An 18,924-nucleotide genomic window follows, 5' to 3' on the forward strand; every position below is an offset into this window, starting at 1 on the left:
CGGCCAGGTTATCGCTCGCCGGTCGTGGCGGCGGCGTCCGGGCGGGTGGCGACGAGGACCTCGATGCCGTCGAGGATGCGAGCCAGGCCGAACTCGAAGGCGCCGTGGGGGTTGGCGGCGGCCTGGTACTCCTGGCCGGCGGCGGTGCCGACGCGGGCGGCGAGGGGGTAGCGGCGCGGGTCGAGGGCCTTCTCCAGGTAGGGGGCGTGGGCCTGCCACCACTGCTGCTCGGTCATGCCGGTGCGCGCGGCGGCCTGGGCGGCCTCCACGGCGCTGCGCACGGCGCCGTGGACGTAGCCGGAGACGAGGGTGACGACGGCGTCCATCTCCAGGTCGGTCAGGCCGATGCCGTCGACGGCGCGCAGTTCGTACTCGTAGCGGGCGATGACGTTGGGGCCCAGCGGGGGGCGGGTGGTGGCGACCTGCAGCAGCCAGGGGTGGCGCAGGTAGAGCGCCCAGGTCTCGCGGGCGACGTGGGTGAGCCGCTCCCGCCAGCCGCCGGACACGTCGTCGGGGCGGGCGGTCTCGCCGTAGACGGTGTCGAGCATGACGTCGAGCAGTTCGCCCTTGCCGGGGACGTAGGTGTAGAGGGACATGGTGCCGACGCCGAGGCGTTCGGCGACGCGGCGCATGGACAGGGCGGCGAGGCCCTCGGCGTCGGCCACCTCGATGGCGGCGCGCACGATGCGGTCCACCGACAGGTCGGGCCGGCCCTTGCGGCTGGTGCGTTCGCGGGTACGCCAGAGCAGGGCGAGGCTGCGCGCGGGGTCGCCGGTGCCGCTGTACTCGGTCGTCATCCCGGCACTGTATCGTCCGCCGTACCGTATGCCGTACGGTACGGCGTACGAGTCGAGTGGGTGGAGGGGCGCTGATGCACCACGACGGACCGGCTGTCGAGGCGGAGGGACTGCGCAAGCGCTACGGCGGCACGCAGGCCCTCGCCGGCCTCGACCTGACGGTGCCCGCCGGCACCGTGTGCGGCCTGCTCGGCCCGAACGGGGCGGGCAAGACCACGGCGGTACGGGTGCTGAGCACCCTGCTGCGGCCCGACGCCGGCGCGGCGCGGGTGGCCGGCGCCGACGTGCTGCGCCATCCCGAGCGGGTCCGGGCCCGCATCGGCCTGGTCGGCCAGCACGCCGCGCTCGACGAGGTGCTCAGCGGCCGGCAGAACCTGGTCCTGTTCGGCCGGCTGCACCACCTCGGCGGCGCGCGGGCCCGCGCCCGGGCCACCGACCTGCTCGCCCGCTTCGACCTGACCGACGCCGCCGACCGGCCGGTCGGCACATACTCCGGTGGGATGCGCCGCCGCCTCGACCTCGCGGCGAGCCTGATCCTCGACCCGCCGGTGCTCTTCCTCGACGAACCCACCACCGGCCTCGACCCGCGCGCCCGGGCGCAGGTGTGGGACGCGGTGCGCCGGCTCGTCGCCGGCGGCACCACCGTGCTGCTGACCACCCAGTACCTGGAGGAGGCCGACCAGCTCGCCCACACCGTCCGGGTCGTCGACGCCGGACGGGTCGTCGCCGACGGCACCCCCGAGCAGTTGAAGACCGCGCTCGGCGGCGACCGCGTCGACGTCGTGCTGACCCGCGCCGACGACCTGGACCGGGCGGTACGCGTCGTCGGCGCCGCCGTCGCCGCGACCCCGCTCGTCGACGCGGCGGGCCTGCGCCTCAGCGTCGCCGTCACCGGGCGGGTGGCCGCACTGGCCGCCGTGCTGCGGGCCCTCGACGACGCCGGCCTCACCGCCGCCGACGTCGCGGTGCGCCGCCCCACCCTCGACGAGGTGTTCCTGCGGCTCACCGACGGCCACTCCCCCACCACCCGCCCCGACGAGGACAGGGTGGGCGCATGAGCACGACCGGCGTGCACCCCGTGCCGCAGCGCCTGCGCTGGGCCGTCGCCGACACCGTCACCCTCACCGGTCGGGCGCTGGCACACTGGCGGCGCCAACCCGGGCAGTTCGTCGTCGGGCTGCTCTTCCCGGTGCTGATGGTGCTGATGTTCGGCTACCTGTTCGGCGGCGCGATGAGCGTGCCCGGCGGCGGCGACTACCGGGAGTTCCTGCTGCCCGGCATGTACGCCATGACGGTGCTCTTCGGCGTCGAGTCGACGTACGCGGCCGTGGCCACCGACACCGCGCGCGGCGTCACCGACCGGTTGCGGTCCCTGCCGATGACACCCTCGGCGGTGCTCACCGGCCGGGCCGCCGCGGACCTGCTGCACTGCGCCGCCGCTCTGGCCGTCATGCTCGCCTGCGGGGTCGCCGTCGGCTGGCAGTGGCGGGCCGGGGCACCGGCGGCGCTGGCCGCCGTCGGGCTGCTCCTGCTGCTGCGTTTCGCCCTGATCTGGGTCGGCATCCATCTGGCGCTGGTGCTGCGCGCACCCGGGTCGGTGGTGGTGCTGCAGATCCTGGTCTGGCCGGTCGGGTTCACCTCCAACGCGTTCGTCTCCCCCGACACCATGCCCGGCTGGCTCGCCGCCGTCGCCGGGTACAACCCGCTGTCGGCGACCGTCGCGGCCTGCCGGGAACTGTTCGGCAACCCCGGCTGGGGCGGCGAGTCGTTCGCCGCGCAGCACGCCGTCGCGCTCGCCGTGGCCTGGCCGCTGCTGCTGACCGCCGTGTTCGGGCCCCTGGCGGTACGTCGGTACCGCGGGCTCGGCCGGTGACGGAGGCCCGAGCCGGTGACGTCACAGCTGCTGGCCGGTCCTGGGGTCGTAGCTCACCTCCACCGCCACCACCTGGTCGGTGGGCAGCACCTCGATCCACTGGTCGAAGACCTCGTACGGGGCCGCCGGGCGGAAGCCGCCGTCGAGCGGGTCGAACCCGGTCTCGAAGACCTTCTCGGCGACGAGGGTGTTGGCGATCTGCGTGTTGTCCTTCTGCAACTTGAGCGCGAGGATGTTCAGGACCTGCCCGACCGTCTTGTTCCGGCACTCCTCGGGATCGCCCTCCTGGAACGGGTAGGGAAGCCCCAGCGCCGCCTGCCCCTCCACGTTGGCCTGCTTGAGCCACTCCAGCGCCGCCTGTTCGCGCCCGGGTCGTACGGGCAGGACCGCCTTGGCCCACGCGGCGTTGAGGAACTCGTTGCGGCGCGCGTCGCCGTCGGCCTGGATCAACCAGCCCAGCGAGCTCCCCGAGGGGGCCGGCTGGGTCTGCTCGGTGATGAGGTAGTTCACCCGCCACTCGTCGGAGACCGTGCCGTCCGGATTCATCGCGTTCGTCTTGTCGGTGTGGGAGTACCAGGTGACCACGGTCCGATCCGCGAGGACGCTCGGGTCCCGCACCGGGTACTTGCCGAGGCTGGTGTGGGTGGGCGGGGCAGGCGCCGGCGCAGTGGTGGGCGGCGGGGTGACCTCGCGGGGCCGCCAGTAGTCCGGTGCCACGAAGTACAGCATCTCGTCGACGTCGAAGATCTGCCGGAGCAGCTCCGAGCCCAGATACAGGTCCGCGAACAGGTCGAACGGCTTCAGCTTCTGGATCAGGCTCCCGTAGATCGCCTGGCGTTCCTCGGTGCGCAGGTCCTGCGACGGCCGTGGGCGCATGGCGCTGAGCAGACCGAGCCGGTCCCGCACGGCCGAGGCGTACGCCGTGCGTTGCAGCTCCGCCACCTGCGCCTGGTAGGCCTTCATCTCCTCGTTGTACCGGTCGTGGGCGTCGTTGGTCTGCGGTGGGTCCCACGTGACGTCGAAGGTCAGGCTGATCGGGCTGAGGTCGCCCGAGTGGAAGAACTTCGCGAAGACCGCGAAGCCGGTCTGCTCCTGGTTGGTGCGGATCAGGTCGGGCACGAACGCGCGACCCGGTGCGACAGAGACGAGTCGCGCGTCCTTCAGCTTGTAGCCCCGCTCGGGCGGCGACGGAGTGAAGTCGATGCGGGCCACCGCGTGGATGGCGTTGTCGTGGTCGGTGATCCCCTCGGCGTCCGGGGCGGTGTGGTGCACGAATTCCATGTTCGCTTCCGGCGGGTCCTGGGTGGCCCGCACCTTCCGGATGGGGAACGTCCCGGTGAACGCGGTCGTCCTGGCCACGAGCGGCGGTGGCGGCTCCGGCTTCCGCAGGGCGGTGAGGTCCGGCGCCGCGACGATGTGCACCAGATCCCCCAGGCCCAGGTTGCGGCCCGGCCCGGGGAGGTACACCTGCCAGCACAGCCGCCCGCCGATGTGCTGCACCTGCACACCGACCTTGCGCATCTTGCGCCGCAGCTCGTAGTTCACCAGCTTGCCCGTGGTGTTCTGCACGAGGTAGCGGCGGCTCGACAGGTCGGTGCTCTCGGTCACCGTCTTGAACGTCGTCTTGTGTTTCCTCTTGATCTCGCTGGTGACCTTCGCGCTCTGCGTACGGGAGTGCTTGTGGGTCTCCTCCGAGGACCGCTTCACGGTGGCGTTCAGGCTGAAGCTGGCGCTGGCGTCCGCGTGGTAGACACCGACGTTGGCGCCACCGGAGGCACTGATGCCGAGCTTCGTGTCATTGGCGTTGTCCTCCTTGACCGCGTTGGCGATGTCCTCCTGATCCGTCAGGCTCTCCTCGACCTTGCGGGTGGTCTCCTCGAACTGCTCGGCGGTCTTCTCGACCAGGGTGCGCCGCGTGCTGGTCTCGACGAGTTCCACGGTGCCGCCGGGGCTGAGCCACAGGTGCCCGGCGGGCGGACCCAGGAAAGTGTCGAACTCGAAGAAGTACTGCCGGAAGAGATTCACCAGCCCGACCGGCGAGAGCACCCCACGGATCGGGGCGTCGAAGTGCTCCGCCAGGGCGGTGAGCGCCGCGTCGTCGAGCGTGCTCGCGGCCGCGGCCCTGGAGAACGACTCGTGGCTCAGGTCCACCAGGGCGCGGTCGGTGGCGCCGTGGGCGACGCGCAGCGCGCTCTGCATGCCGAACCAGCCCGCCAGCGGCTGGTAGATGCCGAACAGTTCGCTGGCGTACGGCAGGGTGCCGGCGAAGGCGGTCAGGGGCCGGCCGGTGTGCACCGGCGGGCCGTTGACGGGCGCGGTCAGCACCTGCGCCGGAGCCGGTGTGCCGCCGGGGACGTTGGCGAAGGGCAGCGGAGTCGGCGACTGGCCGGTCACCAGCTTGACCAGCAGCGTCTCGGCGGTGCCGTCGGCGGCCGGAGCGACGAACGAGATGGTCTGCGTGCCCGCCGAGCTGGTGACCCGGCCGGCGTACTGACGCGACGAGCCGGCCTCGCGGACCAGGAACATGTTGGCCAGCGCGGGGGTGTTCGGGAACTCGCTGGGGTCCCGGACGTCCATGTCGCGTGGCAGACCGAGGGCGATCCGTTGGTTGGCCGGGATCTCCCCGGGCGGGTTGGGCTCGATCGTGTAGGACCAGATCCGGTAGCCGGGGTCGGCCCCGGCGAGGGAAGCCTTGCCGCTGAACGTGACGGTGATCGCCATGATGCCCCTTCGGCCGATGCGCGGGGGGTGACGCCAGGATCGTACGATCGGTGACGGGCTCGCATCCTGCCGTAATCGGATGTCCGTCTGTCCTGGTCCCGCCGCAGGCGGCCTAGGGACGCGTCGCGGCCGCCCGGCCGAGTGTGGTCATCGACAGGGCGTGCGAGAACCCGATCCGGGGCATGGTGTGGTGCGGGTCGAGGAACACCGGCAACTGCGGTCCCGAACTGCCGTCCACGTACGGGTTCGACACCCGCAGGTCCGTCCAGCGGGCGTTCTGCAGCAGCCGCGCCCAGAACGCGCCCCGTGCCGGTGGCGTCGGACGGTCGAGGTCGAGGCCGGCGCCGTGCAGGTCCGTCCACACCGGATGGGGGTCCGTCAGCGGGTCGGGCGGGCCGGTGTCCCCCGAGTGGTAACTGCGTACGACCCGGCCCGGGTCGTGGTTGAACCACACCCGCAGCAGGTCGAGGTAGGCGCGCCAACCGCCGGTGCCGCTGTGGTGGCCGTCGAGGTCCCACACCTCGCGAAACGCGCGGGCCCACTCCCGCCGGCCGTCGGTGCCGCCACCCATCGGCACGCCCCAGAGCGTGGAGTTGAGCCCCACCGGGAAGGTGAGGTCGGACATGAGGGCCTTGACCGCACCGATGCCCTGGCTGAAGCCGGCGACCGCCACCTGCCCGACGCCGGGCACCGTGCCGAAGTCACCGGAGTAGAGCGGCGGGAAGATCGTCCGCAGGTTCGGCCCGGCCAGCTCGTGCGCGGTGGCGTCGGGCTTGCGCAGCCCGAGGCTGCTGGTGCGGCACTGCCGGTGCAGGAACACCGCGACCTCACGCAACATCCGCAGCAGCCCCTCGCCGGTCGCGAACGGGCCCCACTGCCCCTGTGGGAACAGCGGCATCACCAGCACCGAGCGGTTGCCCCAGCCCAGCGACTGGAAGGCGAAGAAGGCCTCGTCGAGAAGGTACTTCCGGGCCAGGTTCAGGTACTCCTGAAGTGGCGCCGCCGCGTTGACCAGCCCGTACGGGTACCGGGCGGTGTAGTCGCCGGTGCTGGGGCTGCAGTAGACGACGAAGTCCAGACTCGTCACGGGCTTGGGGTCCGGCAGGTTCGGCGACACCACGGCGACGACGAACTTCGGATCGGACTGCGTCGCGGCGTACTCCAGGAAGTGGAACCGGCTCAACGCCGCGATGTTGACCGTGACCTCGCGTTTCTCGCCGAACCGGTCCCAGCCCGCGTCGCTCTCGGCGGCGGCTGCGGGCTTCAACAGCTCCCGGTTGGCCTGACGGAACGTCAGCGTGTTGTTGTAGTGCCCCGCGTAGGTGTGGATCCTCGGGTTGTTGGGCCAGCCCACGACCCGTGCGGCCCTCGGGTCGCGCCCTCGGCTGGCCATGATCCGCGTGACGTCGGCGTCGGAGAGCGTGACGACGGGCGACGGATCCATCCGCCCGAGCGTCACGGTCATCGTCACGTCGTCGCCGGAGACCGCGCGGCGGGCGAGGGAGTTGTCCCATGTGGCGGAGCGCAGGTCTCCAGTGAAGGTCACCCGCTCGGCGACGTACGCCGGATGGCTGACCCGGATCTGCGGCACCGTCGGCTGGTGGGACACGACGGTGCTCCAGCGCCCGGCTGCGTCCGTGGTCCCCTGTCCCCCGTCGAGCACGACGAGCGCGCCGGGCACCGCGCCGAGGTTGGCGTCGACCACGCGGACGGTGAGGGTGATGGCCACCGGCACAGTCTGCAACCGTTGGCCGGTGCACGTCAGGACAGATTGCCGACATCGGGTGCGGAGCCGGCACGCGGGGCCTGCGGGTGGGTCTGCCGCCGTCGCTGTGGCGCGGCCGGCGGCGGGCCGGGGTCCGGGGAGGACGGCAGGCCCGCGTCGGCGATGCGTTGGCGCAGCGGCCGTCGGCGCATCGCGGCGAGGACCTCGTGCAGCACGTCGGCCAGCGGCACCGTCAGTTCCGCGTCCAGTTCGCGTATCGCGGCGGTCGTCGCCGCCCACTCCGCCTCGATCAGTGGCAGCAGCTCGCGGGCCCGGTCGCTGAGGTGCACGATGCGCTGCCGGGCGTCCGCCCCCGCGGTCAGCTCGACCAGGCCGGCGCGGGCCATCTGCGCGACGGTCTGGCTGGCCGCCGAGTGGGTGACCCCGACCCGGCGGGCCAGGTCGCGGATGGGCAGTGGGCCGTCGGCGACCAGCACCCGCAGCGGTGGCGAGAACCGGGGCCGGTAGTCGGGCAGGCCCCGTTCGGCGTAGACCGTGGCGACGTCGCCGTCGAGCACGTCGAGCACGTGCCGAAGCAGCGTGCCCAGAGCCTCACGTTCAGGTACGGCTGTCACTCCGCTAATGTAACAGCGCTGTTGTATCGATGATCACGAAGGGGACGACGATGGCGCAGCGGTACCCCCCGATCGAGCCGTACGCACACGGGATGCTCGACGTCGGCGACGGGCAGCTCGTGCACTGGGAGACCTGCGGTAACCCGGACGGCAAACCCGCCGTGGTGCTGCACGGCGGGCCCGGCTCCGGCTGCACGCCCGGCTGGCGGACCCTGTTCGACCCGGCCCGCTACCGGGTGGTCCTGTTCGACCAGCGGGGCTGCGGCCGCAGCACCCCGCACGCCGCCGACCCGGACGTGGACCTGTCCACCAACACCACCGACCACCTGATCGCCGACATCGAACTGCTGCGTGAACACCTCGGCGTGGACCGCTGGCTGGTGCTCGGCGCCTCCTGGGGCGCCTCCCTCGCCCTGGCGTACGCGCAGCGGCACCCGCGGCAGGTCAGCGAGCTGGTGCTGTTCAGCGTGACCGCCGGCACCCGACGGGAGATCGAGTGGCTCACCCGGGAGATGGGGCGGATCTTCCCGGCCGAGTGGGCGCGTTTCCGCGACGGCGTGCCGCCGGCCGAGCGCGACGGCGACCTGGCCGACGCGTACGCCCGACTGCTGGCCGACCCGGATCCGGCGGTGCGCGAACGGGCGGCGCGGCAGTGGTGCGACTGGGAGGACACCCACGTTGCCACCGCCCCCGGTCACCGGCCCGACCCCCGCTACGACGACCCGGTGTTCCGGATGCTGCAGGCCCGGCTGGTCACCCACTACTGGCGTAACGGATGCTTCCTGCCGGAGGGGCAACTGCTGCGCGAGGCGGGGCGGCTGGCCGGCATCCCCGGCGTGCTGCTGCACGGCAGGCTCGACATCAGCAGCCCGCCGGAGGTGGCGTGGCAGCTGGCCCAGGCCTGGCCCGACGCCCGGCTGGAACTGCTGGAGACCGCCGGGCACGGATCCGCCAACGGCATGGCGGAGCGGGTCGTGGCGGCGCTGGACGACTTCGCCGAGCGCCGCTAGCCACCCGGGGGTACGGCGCCGGCTACGGCACCATCCAGGACAGCAGAGGCGTCGCCTGCAGCCCGATGAGCACACACATCAGGGCGAGCAGCAGCACGCTCGGGCCGAACATCCGCCGGAACAGGTCGCCCTCGCGGCCGGTGAGTCCGACCGCCGCGGCGGCGATCGTGAGGTTCTGCAGGCTGATCATCTTGCCGAGGGTGCCGCCGGAGGCGTTGGCCGCGGCCAGCAGGACCGGATCGAGGCCGGCCCGCTGCGCCGCGGCCACCTGGAGCGCGCCGAACAGCGAGTTGGACGACGTGTCCGAGCCGGTCAGGGCGACGCCGAGCCAGCCGAGCACCGGCGCCAGCACGGCGAAGAGTCCGCCCGCGCCGGCCATCCAGACGCCCAGCGTGGCGACCTGCCCGGAGGCGTTCATGGTGAACGACAGCGCCAGCAGCCCGACCACCGTCAGCACGGCCCACCGCAGCTCGAACAGGGTGCGCCCGTAGAGCCCGACGGCCTCGCGCGGCGGCACCCGCAGCAGCGCCACCGTGATCAGGCCGGCCACCAGCAGCAGCGATCCGGGGGCCGCGAGCCAGGCGAACCGGAACGTCGTCAGCGGTGACGGGTCACCGGAGGCGGTGACGACGTGCAGTCCGGGCCAGGAGAACGCGAGCGTGCCGGCGTCGAGCAGCCGCTTGACGGCCGGCACCTGGGAGACGGCGAAGACCGCCACGATCGTCGCGTACGGCGCGTACGCCCGCCAGCGCGATCCCGCCGGATCCGGCGCGTCGGGCTCCGACGGCCCTGCGGCGTCAGGCTCCGACAACCCGCTGGCGGCGCGCTCCGACAACCCGCTGGCGGCGCGCTCCGGCGGCCCGCCGCCGACCGGCACGGCAACCGTCCGCCGCGCCGCGCCACGGCGGACGACGAGCAGCAGGACGCCCGCCCCCGCGAACGCGGCGGTGATGTCGGCGAGGGCGGCCGTCAGCCAGTTCGCCGTGACGAACTGGGCCACCGCGAACGCGCCGCCGCACGCCAGCGCCGGACGCCACAGCTCGCGTACGCCCCGGCGGCCGTCGGCGACGACGAGCAGGACCAGCGGGACGACGACCGCGACCACCGGGACCTGCCGGCCGGCCATCATGCCCAGTTCCGTGGCGGGCAGCCCGGTCACGCCGGCGAGGGTGGTGATCGGCAGGCCGAGGGGTCCGAAGGCGGCCGGCACCGTGTTGCCGACCAGCGCCACGGCGGCCGCCCGCAGCGGGGTGAAGCCGAGGGCCAGCAGCATGACCGTGGTCACGGCGACCGGCGTGCCCTGCCCGGCCAGGGCCTCGAGCAGCGACCCGAAGCAGAACGCGATCACCAGGGCCTGCACGCGGCGGTCGTCGCTGATCCGGGCGAAGCCCTGCCGCAGCGTGTCGAAGTGCCCCGTGTGCACGGTCAGGCGGTGGATCCAGATCGCCGTGCCGAACGTCCAGACGAGCGGGAAGAGGGCGAAAGTGGCGCCCTGACCGGCGGCCAGCAGCGTCTGCGGCAGCGGCATCCCCCACAGCCACCAGGCCAGCACGACCGCCACGCCCAGCGCGCCGAACGCCGCCACCCAGGCCCGCGTACGCACGACTCCGAGCAGCACGAACAGGGTGAGCAGGGGCAGCGCGGCGCAGGCGGCGCTCAGCGCGAGCGACCCACCGACGGGTTGCAGGGGTTGCTGGTACATCGGGACCGCCTTGGCTGCGCACCCCCCTGGCCCGGGTGGCGTGGAGTACGGCCCATCTCACCGGACGCGGCCGGCGCGCGCCTCTTCCAACGTGCGCAGCCCGGCGGATGCGCCGACCGGCCGGTGGGGCCGCGCCGGTCAGCCGCCGGCGAGCGCGGCGCGCACCGGGGCGGCCTTCGCGGCGGCCTCGGCGACCTCGGCGTCGGGATCGCTGCCCCACGTGATGCCCCCACCCGCCCACACGTGCACGCGCTCGGCGTCCACGGCGGCGGTGCGGATGGTCAGGCCCAGGTCGATGCGGCCCGGGGCGACCCAGCCGAGCGCGCCCATGCTGGCGCCCCGGCCGACCGGCTCCAGCGCGGCGATGCGGTCGAGGGCGGCGAGCTTCGGAGCGCCGGTGACCGAGCCGCCGGGGCAGACCGCGCGCAGCAGGTCCGCCAGGCCGAGCCCGTCGGCGACCGCCGCGGAGACCGTCGATTCCGCCTGCCACAGGTCGCACCACCGGCGTACGGCGAACAGTTCGTCGACGCGCACGCTGCCGGTGCGGGCGACGCGGGCCAGGTCGTTGCGTTCCAGGTCGACGATCATCACGTGCTCGGCGCGTTCCTTGGCCGAGGCGAGCAGCTCGGCGCGGCCGGCGGCGGTGGCCGGCCGGGTGCCCTTGATCGGCCTGGTGATCAACCGCCCGTCGGTCAGCTCCACCAGGGTCTCGGGGCTGGCGCAGCCGATCGCCCAGCCCGCCCCGGCGAGGGTGCCGCCGTAGCGTGCGCCGGGCAGCGCGGCCAGCCGGCTCAGGGCCGGCAGGGGGTCGCCGGTGTAGCGGGCGGCGGCGTGGCCGACGACGTTGACCTGGTAGACGTCGCCGCGGCCGATCGCCGCGCGGACCGCGGTCACGGCGTCGGCGTGCTGGCGGGGCGTCCAGCTCTCCGCGAAGGTGCCACGCCACCAGGGGGTGGCGGGGCTGGCGGCGCCTGCGCCGGGCGGCGTGCCCGGGCCGTGGCCGTAGACGACCACGGCGACCTCGGGCAGCCCGGTCACGGGGTTGGCGGCGCCGGCCGGCGCGCCAACCAGGGCGGCGCCGGCGGCCGCGGAGACGTAGAGAGCGGCCCCGCACACCCCGGCCGCGTCGTGCCGGCCGGCGGGGCGGGCCAGGTCGTGCAGCGGCAGGCCGTGCGCGGCGAGGAACTCCTCGGCCCGCGCCGCCGGGTCGCCGCCGTCGGCGGGCCGCCACTGCCAGCGGGCCCGCTCGACGAGGGTACGGCGGCAGCCGGCCGGCGCTCCCGGCGCACCGACCGTCAGCCCTGGGAGCGTGTCCACGCCGTCCGGCCCATCTTGCCTCATCCGTTCAGTGGATTTCGGAAAAACGACGCGCATACCTGCTCGATGCCGGCCACTTTCGCTTGGTACTGTGCGTCACTGGTCATGTGAACCATGACACAGTGCCCCCACAGTCCGGAGAACCCGATGTGCCAGCACCAACCCACCTGCCCCTCCGCCGAAGCGACCGACCGGGACGCCGCCCGAGTCCTCGCCTGCTTCCCTGAGCAGGGCTGGAGCCTGCTCTGCAACGGTGTCATCGTCTTCGAGGACACCGGCGAACTCCTCCCCGACGGCAGCAGCATCGCCCCCCACCGCGGCCCCGCCCGACACGCCCTCGTCGCCTGACCCCTGTCACGCTGAGTCACGCCTTTTACACTCGTCGATCCGGGCTGGTCCCCCGGTCGGGACACCCCCCGCCCAGGTCGACGCACCCGCCGGGGCGGCACCACGACCGCCCCGGCGTCACGCGAGGTCAGCCCTCGAACGCCTCCGGCGCCGGGCAGGAACACACCAGGTTCCGGTCGCCGTACGCGCCGTCGATGCGCCGCACCGGCGGCCAGTACTTCCCGGCCCGCTCCACCCCGGCCGGGTACGCGCCCACCGACCGCGGGTACGGGTGCGACCACTCGTCGCCCGACACCATCGCCGCGGTGTGCGGGGCATTGGCGAGAGGATTGTCGCCGGCCGGCCACTCCCCCGAGGCCACCCGGTCGATCTCCGCCCGGATGGCGATCATCGCGTCGCAGAACCGGTCCAGCTCGGCCAGGTCCTCGCTCTCGGTGGGCTCCACCATCAGCGTCCCCGCCACCGGGAACGACATCGTCGGCGCGTGGAACCCGTAGTCGATCAGCCGCTTCGCCACGTCGTCCACGCTCACCCCGGTCGCCTTCGTCAGCGGCCGCAGGTCCAGGATGCACTCGTGCGCCACCAGGCCCTTGTTGCCCGCGTACAGCACCGGGAAGTGCCCGCGCAGCCGCGCCGCCACGTAGTTCGCCGCCAGCACCGCCACGCCGGTGGCCCGCACCAGCCCCGCCGCGCCCATCATCCGCAGGTACGCCCACGGGATCGGCAGGATCCCCGCCGACCCGTACCGCGCCGCCGAGATCGCCGGCCGGCCGTCGACGTGCACGCCCAGCGGATCGCCCGGCAGGAACGGCGCCAGGTGCGCCCGCACCGCCACCGGTCCCACCCCGGGACCGCCGCCGCCGTGCGGGATGCAGAACGTCTTGTGCAGGTTCAGGTGCGACACGTCCGCCCCGAACTTCCCCGGCTTGGCGAACCCGACCAGCGCGTTGAGGTTCGCCCCGTCGACGTACACCTGACCGCCGGCGTCGTGGACCTTCGCGCACAGCGACGCGATGCCCGTCTCGTACACCCCGTGCGTCGACGGATACGTCACCATGATCGCCGCGAGGGCGTCCCGATGCTTGTCGATCTTCGCGTCGAGGTCCACCAGGTCGATGTTGCCGCCGTCGTCGCAGCCCACCACGACGACCCGCATGCCCGCCATCACCGCGCTGGCGGCGTTGGTGCCGTGCGCCGACGACGGGATCAGACACACGTCCCGGTGGGCCTCGCCCCGCTGGCGGTGGTACGACCGGATCGCCAGCAGACCCGCCAGCTCACCCTGCGAACCGGCGTTGGGCTGCACGCTGACCGCGTCGTAGCCGGTCACCTCCGCCAGCCACCCCTCCAACTGGGAGATCATCTCCCGGTAGCCGGTGGTCTGCGCGTCCGGCGCCAACGGGTGCACGTGCGCGAACTCCGGCCAGCTCACCGGCTCCATCTCGGTGGTGGCGTTGAGCTTCATCGTGCACGACCCGAGTGGGATCATCCCCCGGTCCAGGGCGTAGTCGAAGTCCGACAGCCGCCGCAGGTAGCGCAGCATCGCCGTCTCCGAGTGGTGACTGCGGAACACCGCGTGGGTGAGGAAGTCCGACGTACGGGCCAGCGCCGCCGGCAACGCGCCCTCGACCGGAGCGTCCGCCACGGCCACCGACCGCCCGGCCACGGTGGCCCCGAACGCGTCGCACACCTTCCGCAGGTGCGCGGGGGTGGTCGTCTCGTCGCAGGACACCCCCACGTGGTCGGCGTCGACCAGCCGCAGGTTGACCCCCCGGGCCGCGGCGTCGGCGACCACCGCCTCGGCGCCGCCGGGCACCCGCACCAGGACGGTGTCGAAGAACGCCTCGTGCACCACCTCGACGCCGTCGACACCCCGCAGCGACGCCGCCAACCGCACCGCCATGCCATGGGTACGGCGGGCGATGCGCCGCAGCCCGTCCGGGCCGTGGTAGACGGCGTACATGCCGGCCATCACCGCCAGCAGCACCTGCGCGGTGCAGATGTTGCTGGTCGCCTTCTCCCGCCGGATGTGCTGCTCCCGGGTCTGCAACGCCAGCCGGTACGCCGGGTTGCCGTCCGCGTCACGCGACACCCCCACCAGCCGGCCCGGCAGCATCCGCTCCAGCCCCGCCCGTACCGCCAGGTAGCCGGCGTGCGGCCCGCCGAAGCCCATCGGCACGCCGAAACGCTGGGTGGTGCCGGCCGCGATGTCGGCGCCGATCTCCCCCGGCGCGCGCAGCAGCGTCAGTGCCAGCAGGTCCGCCGCCACGGTCACCAACGCCCCGACCGCGTGCGCCGCCTCGACCAGACCCGCCTGGTCACGCACCGCCCCCGACGCCCCCGGGTACTGCAGGTGCAGCCCGAAGAACTCCGCCGGCAACTCGTCGCGCCCGGTGTCGACGATCCGCACGTCGATGCCGAGGGGCTCGGCCCGGCTGGTGATCACCGCGATGGTCTGCGGCAGGGTGTCGGCGTCGACCACGTACACCGCGCTCCGGCTCTTCGACGCGCGGCGCGCGAGCGTCATCGCCTCCGCCGCGGCGGTGCCCTCGTCGAGCATCGACGCGTTCGCGGTGGCCAGCCCCGTCAGGTCCGTGACCATGGTCTGGAAGTTCAGCAGCGCCTCCAGCCGCCCCTGGCTGATCTCCGGCTGGTACGGCGTGTACGCCGTGTACCAGGCCGGGTCCTCCAGCACGTTGCGGCGGATCACCGCCGGGGTGTGCGTGCCGTGGTAGCCCAGACCGATCATCGACACGGCCACCGTGTTGCGGGCCGCCAGGGCCCGCAGCTCCGCGAGGGCGTCGTGCTCGCTGGCCGGCTCCGGCAGGTCCAGGGTGCCGTGCCAGCGGATCACCTCGGGAATCGCCGCGTCCATCAGCTCTTCGACCGAGCCGTAGCCGACGGCCTCCAACATCCGGCGCTCGTCGTCCGGATCCGGGCCGATGTGGCGGGCGGCGAACTGCTCTGCGGTCATGGGCGGCGCTCCCGGGGGGCGAGGTCGACAGGTCGGCCTCCCCCTCTGTCGCGCCCGCGAGGCGCTCCACAGTGCCTGCCCACGAGGTCCTTTTGCCTGAGAGGTTCCGGGGAGGATTTGCCCCTTCGGCGCCGCCCGGGATGCTGCTGGGCGGTCTCTCCCACGTGGGTGCTGCCGGCATGGTCAACGCTACCAGCGCCGCACCGCCCACCGGAGGTCGTACCCCCGCCGGCGACGACAGTCGATGACCGGCCGGCCCCGCACCCCCGGCGGACCGCTACCGGCCGACGCCCGCCAGCCCCGCCGCGGCGTCGCCAGCCGTCCGGTCGGCCAACGCCGGCAGCAGCCGCCCCAGCGGTGCGTCGACGGTCAACGCCGCATACCCGTCGCCCCGGGTCGGGCCCTGGTTGACGATCACCACCGGAATGCCCAGCTTCGCCGCGCGCACCACGAACCGGCGACCCGACATCACCGTCAACGACGAACCCAGCACCAGCAGCAGCCGCGCCCGCGCCACCAGCTCGAAACAGCGCGACACCCGGGCCGCCGGCACCGTCTCCCCGAAGAACACCACGTCCGGCTTCAGCATGCCGACCCGGCAGAACGTGCAGCCGACCGTACGGAACCGGGCCACCTCGTCGTCGGCGAGATCCACGTCACCGTCCGGGTTGACCGCCGCGGCCCGCGCGTCGAAGCCCGGGTTCGCCTCCCGCAGCCGCCGGTCCAACTCCTCCCGCGACGTCCGGTTACCGCAGCCCAGGCACACCACCTCGTCGAGGCGGCCGTGCAACTCCACCACCCGCGGGCTGCCCGCGGCGGTGTGCAGCCCGTCCACGTTCTGCGTGATGATCCCCTCGACCAACCCGCCGGCCTGCAGCCGCGCCACCGCCCGGTGCCCCTCGTTCGGGGCCGCCCGCGCGATCACCCGCCACCCCAGGTGGCTGCGCGCCCAGTAGCGCCGCCGCGCCTGCGCGTCGCGCGTGAACGCCTGGTACGTCATCGGGGTGTGCCGCCGCGCCGCGCCGCTGGGCCCCCGGTAGTCCGGGATGCCCGACTCGGTGGACAGGCCCGCCCCGCTCAACACCACGACACCACCGCCGGCCACCAGGCCGGCCAGCGCGTCGACCGTCTCCGTCACCCGTCCATGCTGCCTCAGGCAACCACCCTGCGGCGAACACCCGGGCACCGCCGCCGCCCCGCGGCGGAGCTCGTGAAGATCACCACCGGCTGGTGATCTCTACCGCCGCGCCCGACCCGGGCCCCGCCGACCGGCCCCGCCGTGGCGCGACGGCGGCTAGGTTGGCGGTATGCGCGTCGTCATCGCCGGAGGACACGGCAAGATCGCCCAGCTGACCCACCGCGAACTCGCCGGACGCGGCGACACCGCCATCGGGCTGATCCGCAACCCCGACCACTCCGCCGCCCTGCGTGCCGCCGGCGCCCAGCCCGTCGTGGCCGACCTCGAACACGTCGGCGCCGACGAGCTCGCCGCCCACCTCGAGGGCGCCGACGCCGTCCTCTTCGCCGCCGGCGCCGGCCCCGGCAGCGGCGCCGCCCGCAAGGACACCGTCGACCGGGCAGGCGCCGTCCTGCTCGCCGACGCCGCGCAACGCGCCGACGTCCGCCGCTACCTGCTGCTGTCCTCGATGGGAGTGGAAGGCGAACCACCCGCCGGCACCGACGAGGTGTTCGCGGCGTACCTGCGCGCCAAGAAGGCCGCCGAGGACGACCTGACCGGCCGCGACCTCGACTGGACGATCCTGCGACCCGGCCGGCTCACCGACGACGCGCCCACCGGGCGGATCACCCTCACCCGACACGCCCCCGCGGGCGCCGTGACCCGCACCGACGTCGCCCGGGTCCTCGTCGCCCTGCTCCACCACCCACACAGCGCCGGCGCGATCCTGGAACTCGTCGGCGGCAACACCCCCATCGCCGACGCCGTCGCCGCCGTCGACCAGCACTGACCCGCCGTCCGGCGGGCAGGCGACGCCGCTACTCGCCGAGCACGGCACGCAGCTGCGCGCCGACCGCCCCGGCCGCCTCCGCGTCGGAGCGCAACTGCTCCGACTGCTCCGACAGGTACGCCTGCCACCGGCTCAGGTGCTGCTGCGCCGCCGCCACCGCCGCCACCAACGCCGCCTGCCGGCCCTCCAGCTCCCGCACCTGCCGCCGCAACTCCTCGCCCTCCGCCCCCGCCGGGCCGGCGACACCCCCGGCCAGCACGTGCGCCTCGGCGATGATCTCGTCGGCCTGCCGCCGCGCCTCCGCGATGATCTCCGCGCCCTCCGCGCTGGCCTCACCGATCGTCCGGTTCGCCTCGTCCTGCGCCCGCACCGCCAACTCGATCACCATCGGATCCGGGCCCTGCGCGCCGGTGCTGGGCAACGCGCCGTGGCGCAACATCTCCACCTGCCGCGCCAGGCCCTCGTTCTCCCGCCGTAACCGGTCCACCTCACCACCCAGCAACGCCGACCGCTCGTCGGCCGACCGGGCCAGGCCCGACACCTCGTCGGCGGACAGCCACCGGCCACCCCGGAACCGGCGCGCCTCCAACGCGCCCACGGCCCGGGTCAGCTCACCGTGCGCATCGGCGACCACCCGGTCGCCGTGGTCGACGCTCATCGCACACCCGTCCAACTGAAGTCGTCCGGCGCGGCGGCGGCAGCGCCCGCCAGCGGCGGATACAGGCAATGGTCGTAACTCTCCACCAGGATCCGCTCCCGCGGCACCCCCGACGCCGTCAACGCGGCAACCGTCGCCCCGGTCATCTCCGGACTGCCGCACACCAGCACCTCGGTGTCGTGCCACGGACCCAACCGCACCGCGGTCTCACCGGCCGTGCCCACCGCCCCCTGCCACTGCCAGCCGGACTCCACCGTCGGCACGTACCGCAGCCACCCGGACTGCCACGACTGCGCCGACGCGGCCGCCGCCAACTCCCGCAACGCCACGTCGTCGTACAGGTCGTCCGGGGTCCGTCCCCCCACCACCAACGTCGTCGAGCGCCCCGGACCCAGCCGCAACGCCTCCACCACCGCCCGCAGCGGCGCCACCCCGGTGCCCCCCGCCACCAGCAGCAACGGCAGGCCCGGCGACCGGTCGTACGACGACAACGCCGTCCCCACCGGCGCGCCCAGCAGCACCCGGTCACCCTCCCGCAGCCTGCGCACCAGATGCGTGGAGAACCGGCCCGCCGCCCGCACGTGGAACTCGATCGTCCCGTCCGGACGCGGCGCGTTCGCCGGCGACAGATACCGCCACGTCCGCAGCTGCGGCACCTGCATTGGCAGCGACTGCCCCGGCAGGTACTCACACAGGTAGTTCGGACGGACCGTGAACACACACACGTCGGCCCGCCGCCGCTGCACCGCCAGGACCTCCGCCTCCCAGTACGGCGGCGACGTCCGCTCCGCCTCCACCGCCCCGGCCAGCATCAACCGCGCCACCAACTCGTACGCCGCGGCCCACTCGGCGTGCAGCTGCGGCGTCCACCGTGGACCCAGGAACCGCTCCAACGTCGCCAGCAACGCCTGCCCGACCCGGATGTAGTGCCACTCCGCCAACGGCACCGGCCGGCCCTGCCGGTCCTCGCCCTGGAACCGCCGGTGATCGGCGCCCAACCGCTGCGCGAACGCCGTCACCTCCCGCTCGTCGTCGACATGGGTGACGATGTGCCCCAACGCCGCCAGCAACTTGTCCTGCTGGTACTGCATGTTCGTCGGGAACATCGCACGCGTCTCCGGCGCGATCAGGAACAACGTCGCGTAGAAGTACTTCGCCGCCTCCGGCCCGGCCACCGACAGCTGGGCCCAACTCTGACGCAGCGCCACCACGTCCAT

Annotated in this window: 15 protein-coding genes and 1 riboswitch; of the genes, 5 read left to right on the forward strand and 10 right to left on the reverse strand. The window is 73.6% G+C overall.

All coding sequences use genetic code 11. The annotated features are described in order from the left end of the window. Window positions 1-8 precede the first annotated feature (8 nt). Window positions 9-797, reverse strand: a complete 789-nt coding sequence (locus ABZ573_RS13330) for a TetR/AcrR family transcriptional regulator (RefSeq protein ID WP_358118166.1) — start codon at window positions 795-797, stop codon at window positions 9-11. A 74-nt stretch (window positions 798-871) separates the two neighbouring features. Between ABZ573_RS13330 and ABZ573_RS13335 the strand changes: the two genes are divergently transcribed. After that, entirely contained in the window at window positions 872-1,855 is a 984-nt protein-coding gene (locus ABZ573_RS13335; protein WP_358118168.1) for an ATP-binding cassette domain-containing protein, read from the forward strand. Beyond that, on the forward strand, window positions 1,852-2,670 hold the full coding sequence (locus ABZ573_RS13340; RefSeq protein ID WP_358118170.1) for an ABC transporter permease: 819 nt from the start codon (window positions 1,852-1,854) through the stop codon (window positions 2,668-2,670). The genes ABZ573_RS13335 and ABZ573_RS13340 overlap by 4 nt, the downstream gene beginning before the upstream one ends. Before the next feature lie 21 nt (window positions 2,671-2,691). Here the strand turns inward: ABZ573_RS13340 and ABZ573_RS13345 are convergent, their stop codons facing one another. From ABZ573_RS13345 to ABZ573_RS13355, 3 genes are all read right to left on the reverse strand, one after another. Further along, window positions 2,692-5,391 (reverse strand): hypothetical protein, encoded by a 2,700-nt coding sequence (locus ABZ573_RS13345; RefSeq protein WP_358118172.1) that lies wholly within the window; start codon window positions 5,389-5,391, stop codon window positions 2,692-2,694. A 112-nt stretch (window positions 5,392-5,503) separates the two neighbouring features. Then, entirely contained in the window at window positions 5,504-7,120 is a 1,617-nt protein-coding gene (locus ABZ573_RS13350; protein WP_358118174.1) for a hypothetical protein, read from the reverse strand. 32 nt (window positions 7,121-7,152) lie between these two features. After that, window positions 7,153-7,731, reverse strand: coding sequence for a MarR family transcriptional regulator (locus ABZ573_RS13355; protein WP_358118176.1), 579 nt, complete (start codon window positions 7,729-7,731; stop codon window positions 7,153-7,155). 50 nt (window positions 7,732-7,781) lie between these two features. Here ABZ573_RS13355 and pip point away from each other — a divergent pair, with 50 nt between their 5' ends. Continuing rightward, entirely contained in the window at window positions 7,782-8,741 is a 960-nt protein-coding gene (pip, locus tag ABZ573_RS13360; RefSeq protein WP_311413276.1) for a prolyl aminopeptidase, read from the forward strand. Window positions 8,742-8,763: 22 nt separating this feature from the next. On the opposite strand, the gene ABZ573_RS13365 is transcribed toward pip, so the two are convergent. Beyond that, entirely contained in the window at window positions 8,764-10,443 is a 1,680-nt protein-coding gene (locus tag ABZ573_RS13365) for an L-lactate permease (protein WP_358118178.1), read from the reverse strand. Between the two features lie 138 nt (window positions 10,444-10,581). Beyond that, window positions 10,582-11,784, reverse strand: coding sequence for a chorismate-binding protein (locus ABZ573_RS13370; RefSeq protein WP_358118180.1), 1,203 nt, complete (start codon window positions 11,782-11,784; stop codon window positions 10,582-10,584). 123 nt (window positions 11,785-11,907) lie between these two features. Here ABZ573_RS13370 and ABZ573_RS13375 point away from each other — a divergent pair, with 123 nt between their 5' ends. Beyond that, on the forward strand, window positions 11,908-12,108 hold the full coding sequence (locus ABZ573_RS13375; protein ID WP_151456036.1) for a DUF5999 family protein: 201 nt from the start codon (window positions 11,908-11,910) through the stop codon (window positions 12,106-12,108). Between the two features lie 127 nt (window positions 12,109-12,235). On the opposite strand, the gene gcvP is transcribed toward ABZ573_RS13375, so the two are convergent. Next, window positions 12,236-15,082 (reverse strand): aminomethyl-transferring glycine dehydrogenase, encoded by a 2,847-nt coding sequence (gene gcvP / locus ABZ573_RS13380; RefSeq protein WP_358118183.1) that lies wholly within the window; start codon window positions 15,080-15,082, stop codon window positions 12,236-12,238. A gap of 74 nt (window positions 15,083-15,156) precedes the next feature. Continuing rightward, window positions 15,157-15,255: riboswitch (glycine riboswitch) on the reverse strand. 104 nt (window positions 15,256-15,359) lie between these two features. Further along, window positions 15,360-16,220 carry an NAD-dependent protein deacetylase gene (locus ABZ573_RS13385; protein WP_327028369.1) on the reverse strand — a complete coding sequence of 287 codons (861 nt, stop codon included), beginning with the start codon at window positions 16,218-16,220 and terminating at the stop codon, window positions 15,360-15,362. A gap of 169 nt (window positions 16,221-16,389) precedes the next feature. On the opposite strand from ABZ573_RS13385, the gene ABZ573_RS13390 reads away from it, so the two are divergent. Next, a complete protein-coding gene (locus ABZ573_RS13390; protein WP_151457351.1) occupies window positions 16,390-17,049 on the forward strand; it encodes an SDR family oxidoreductase in 660 nt (219 codons plus the stop codon). A gap of 28 nt (window positions 17,050-17,077) precedes the next feature. Here ABZ573_RS13390 and ABZ573_RS13395 read toward each other — a convergent pair whose 3' ends face one another. Next, a complete protein-coding gene (locus ABZ573_RS13395; RefSeq protein WP_327028370.1) occupies window positions 17,078-17,707 on the reverse strand; it encodes a hypothetical protein in 630 nt (209 codons plus the stop codon). After that, a complete protein-coding gene (locus tag ABZ573_RS13400; protein WP_327028371.1) occupies window positions 17,704-18,924 on the reverse strand; it encodes a globin domain-containing protein in 1,221 nt (406 codons plus the stop codon). Before ABZ573_RS13400 ends, ABZ573_RS13395 begins: the two co-directional genes overlap by 4 nt.

Origin of the sequence: Micromonospora sp. NPDC007220 (assembly GCF_040634035.1) — a bacterium.
GTDB classification, from domain to species: domain Bacteria; phylum Actinomycetota; class Actinomycetes; order Mycobacteriales; family Micromonosporaceae; genus Micromonospora; species Micromonospora reichwaldensis.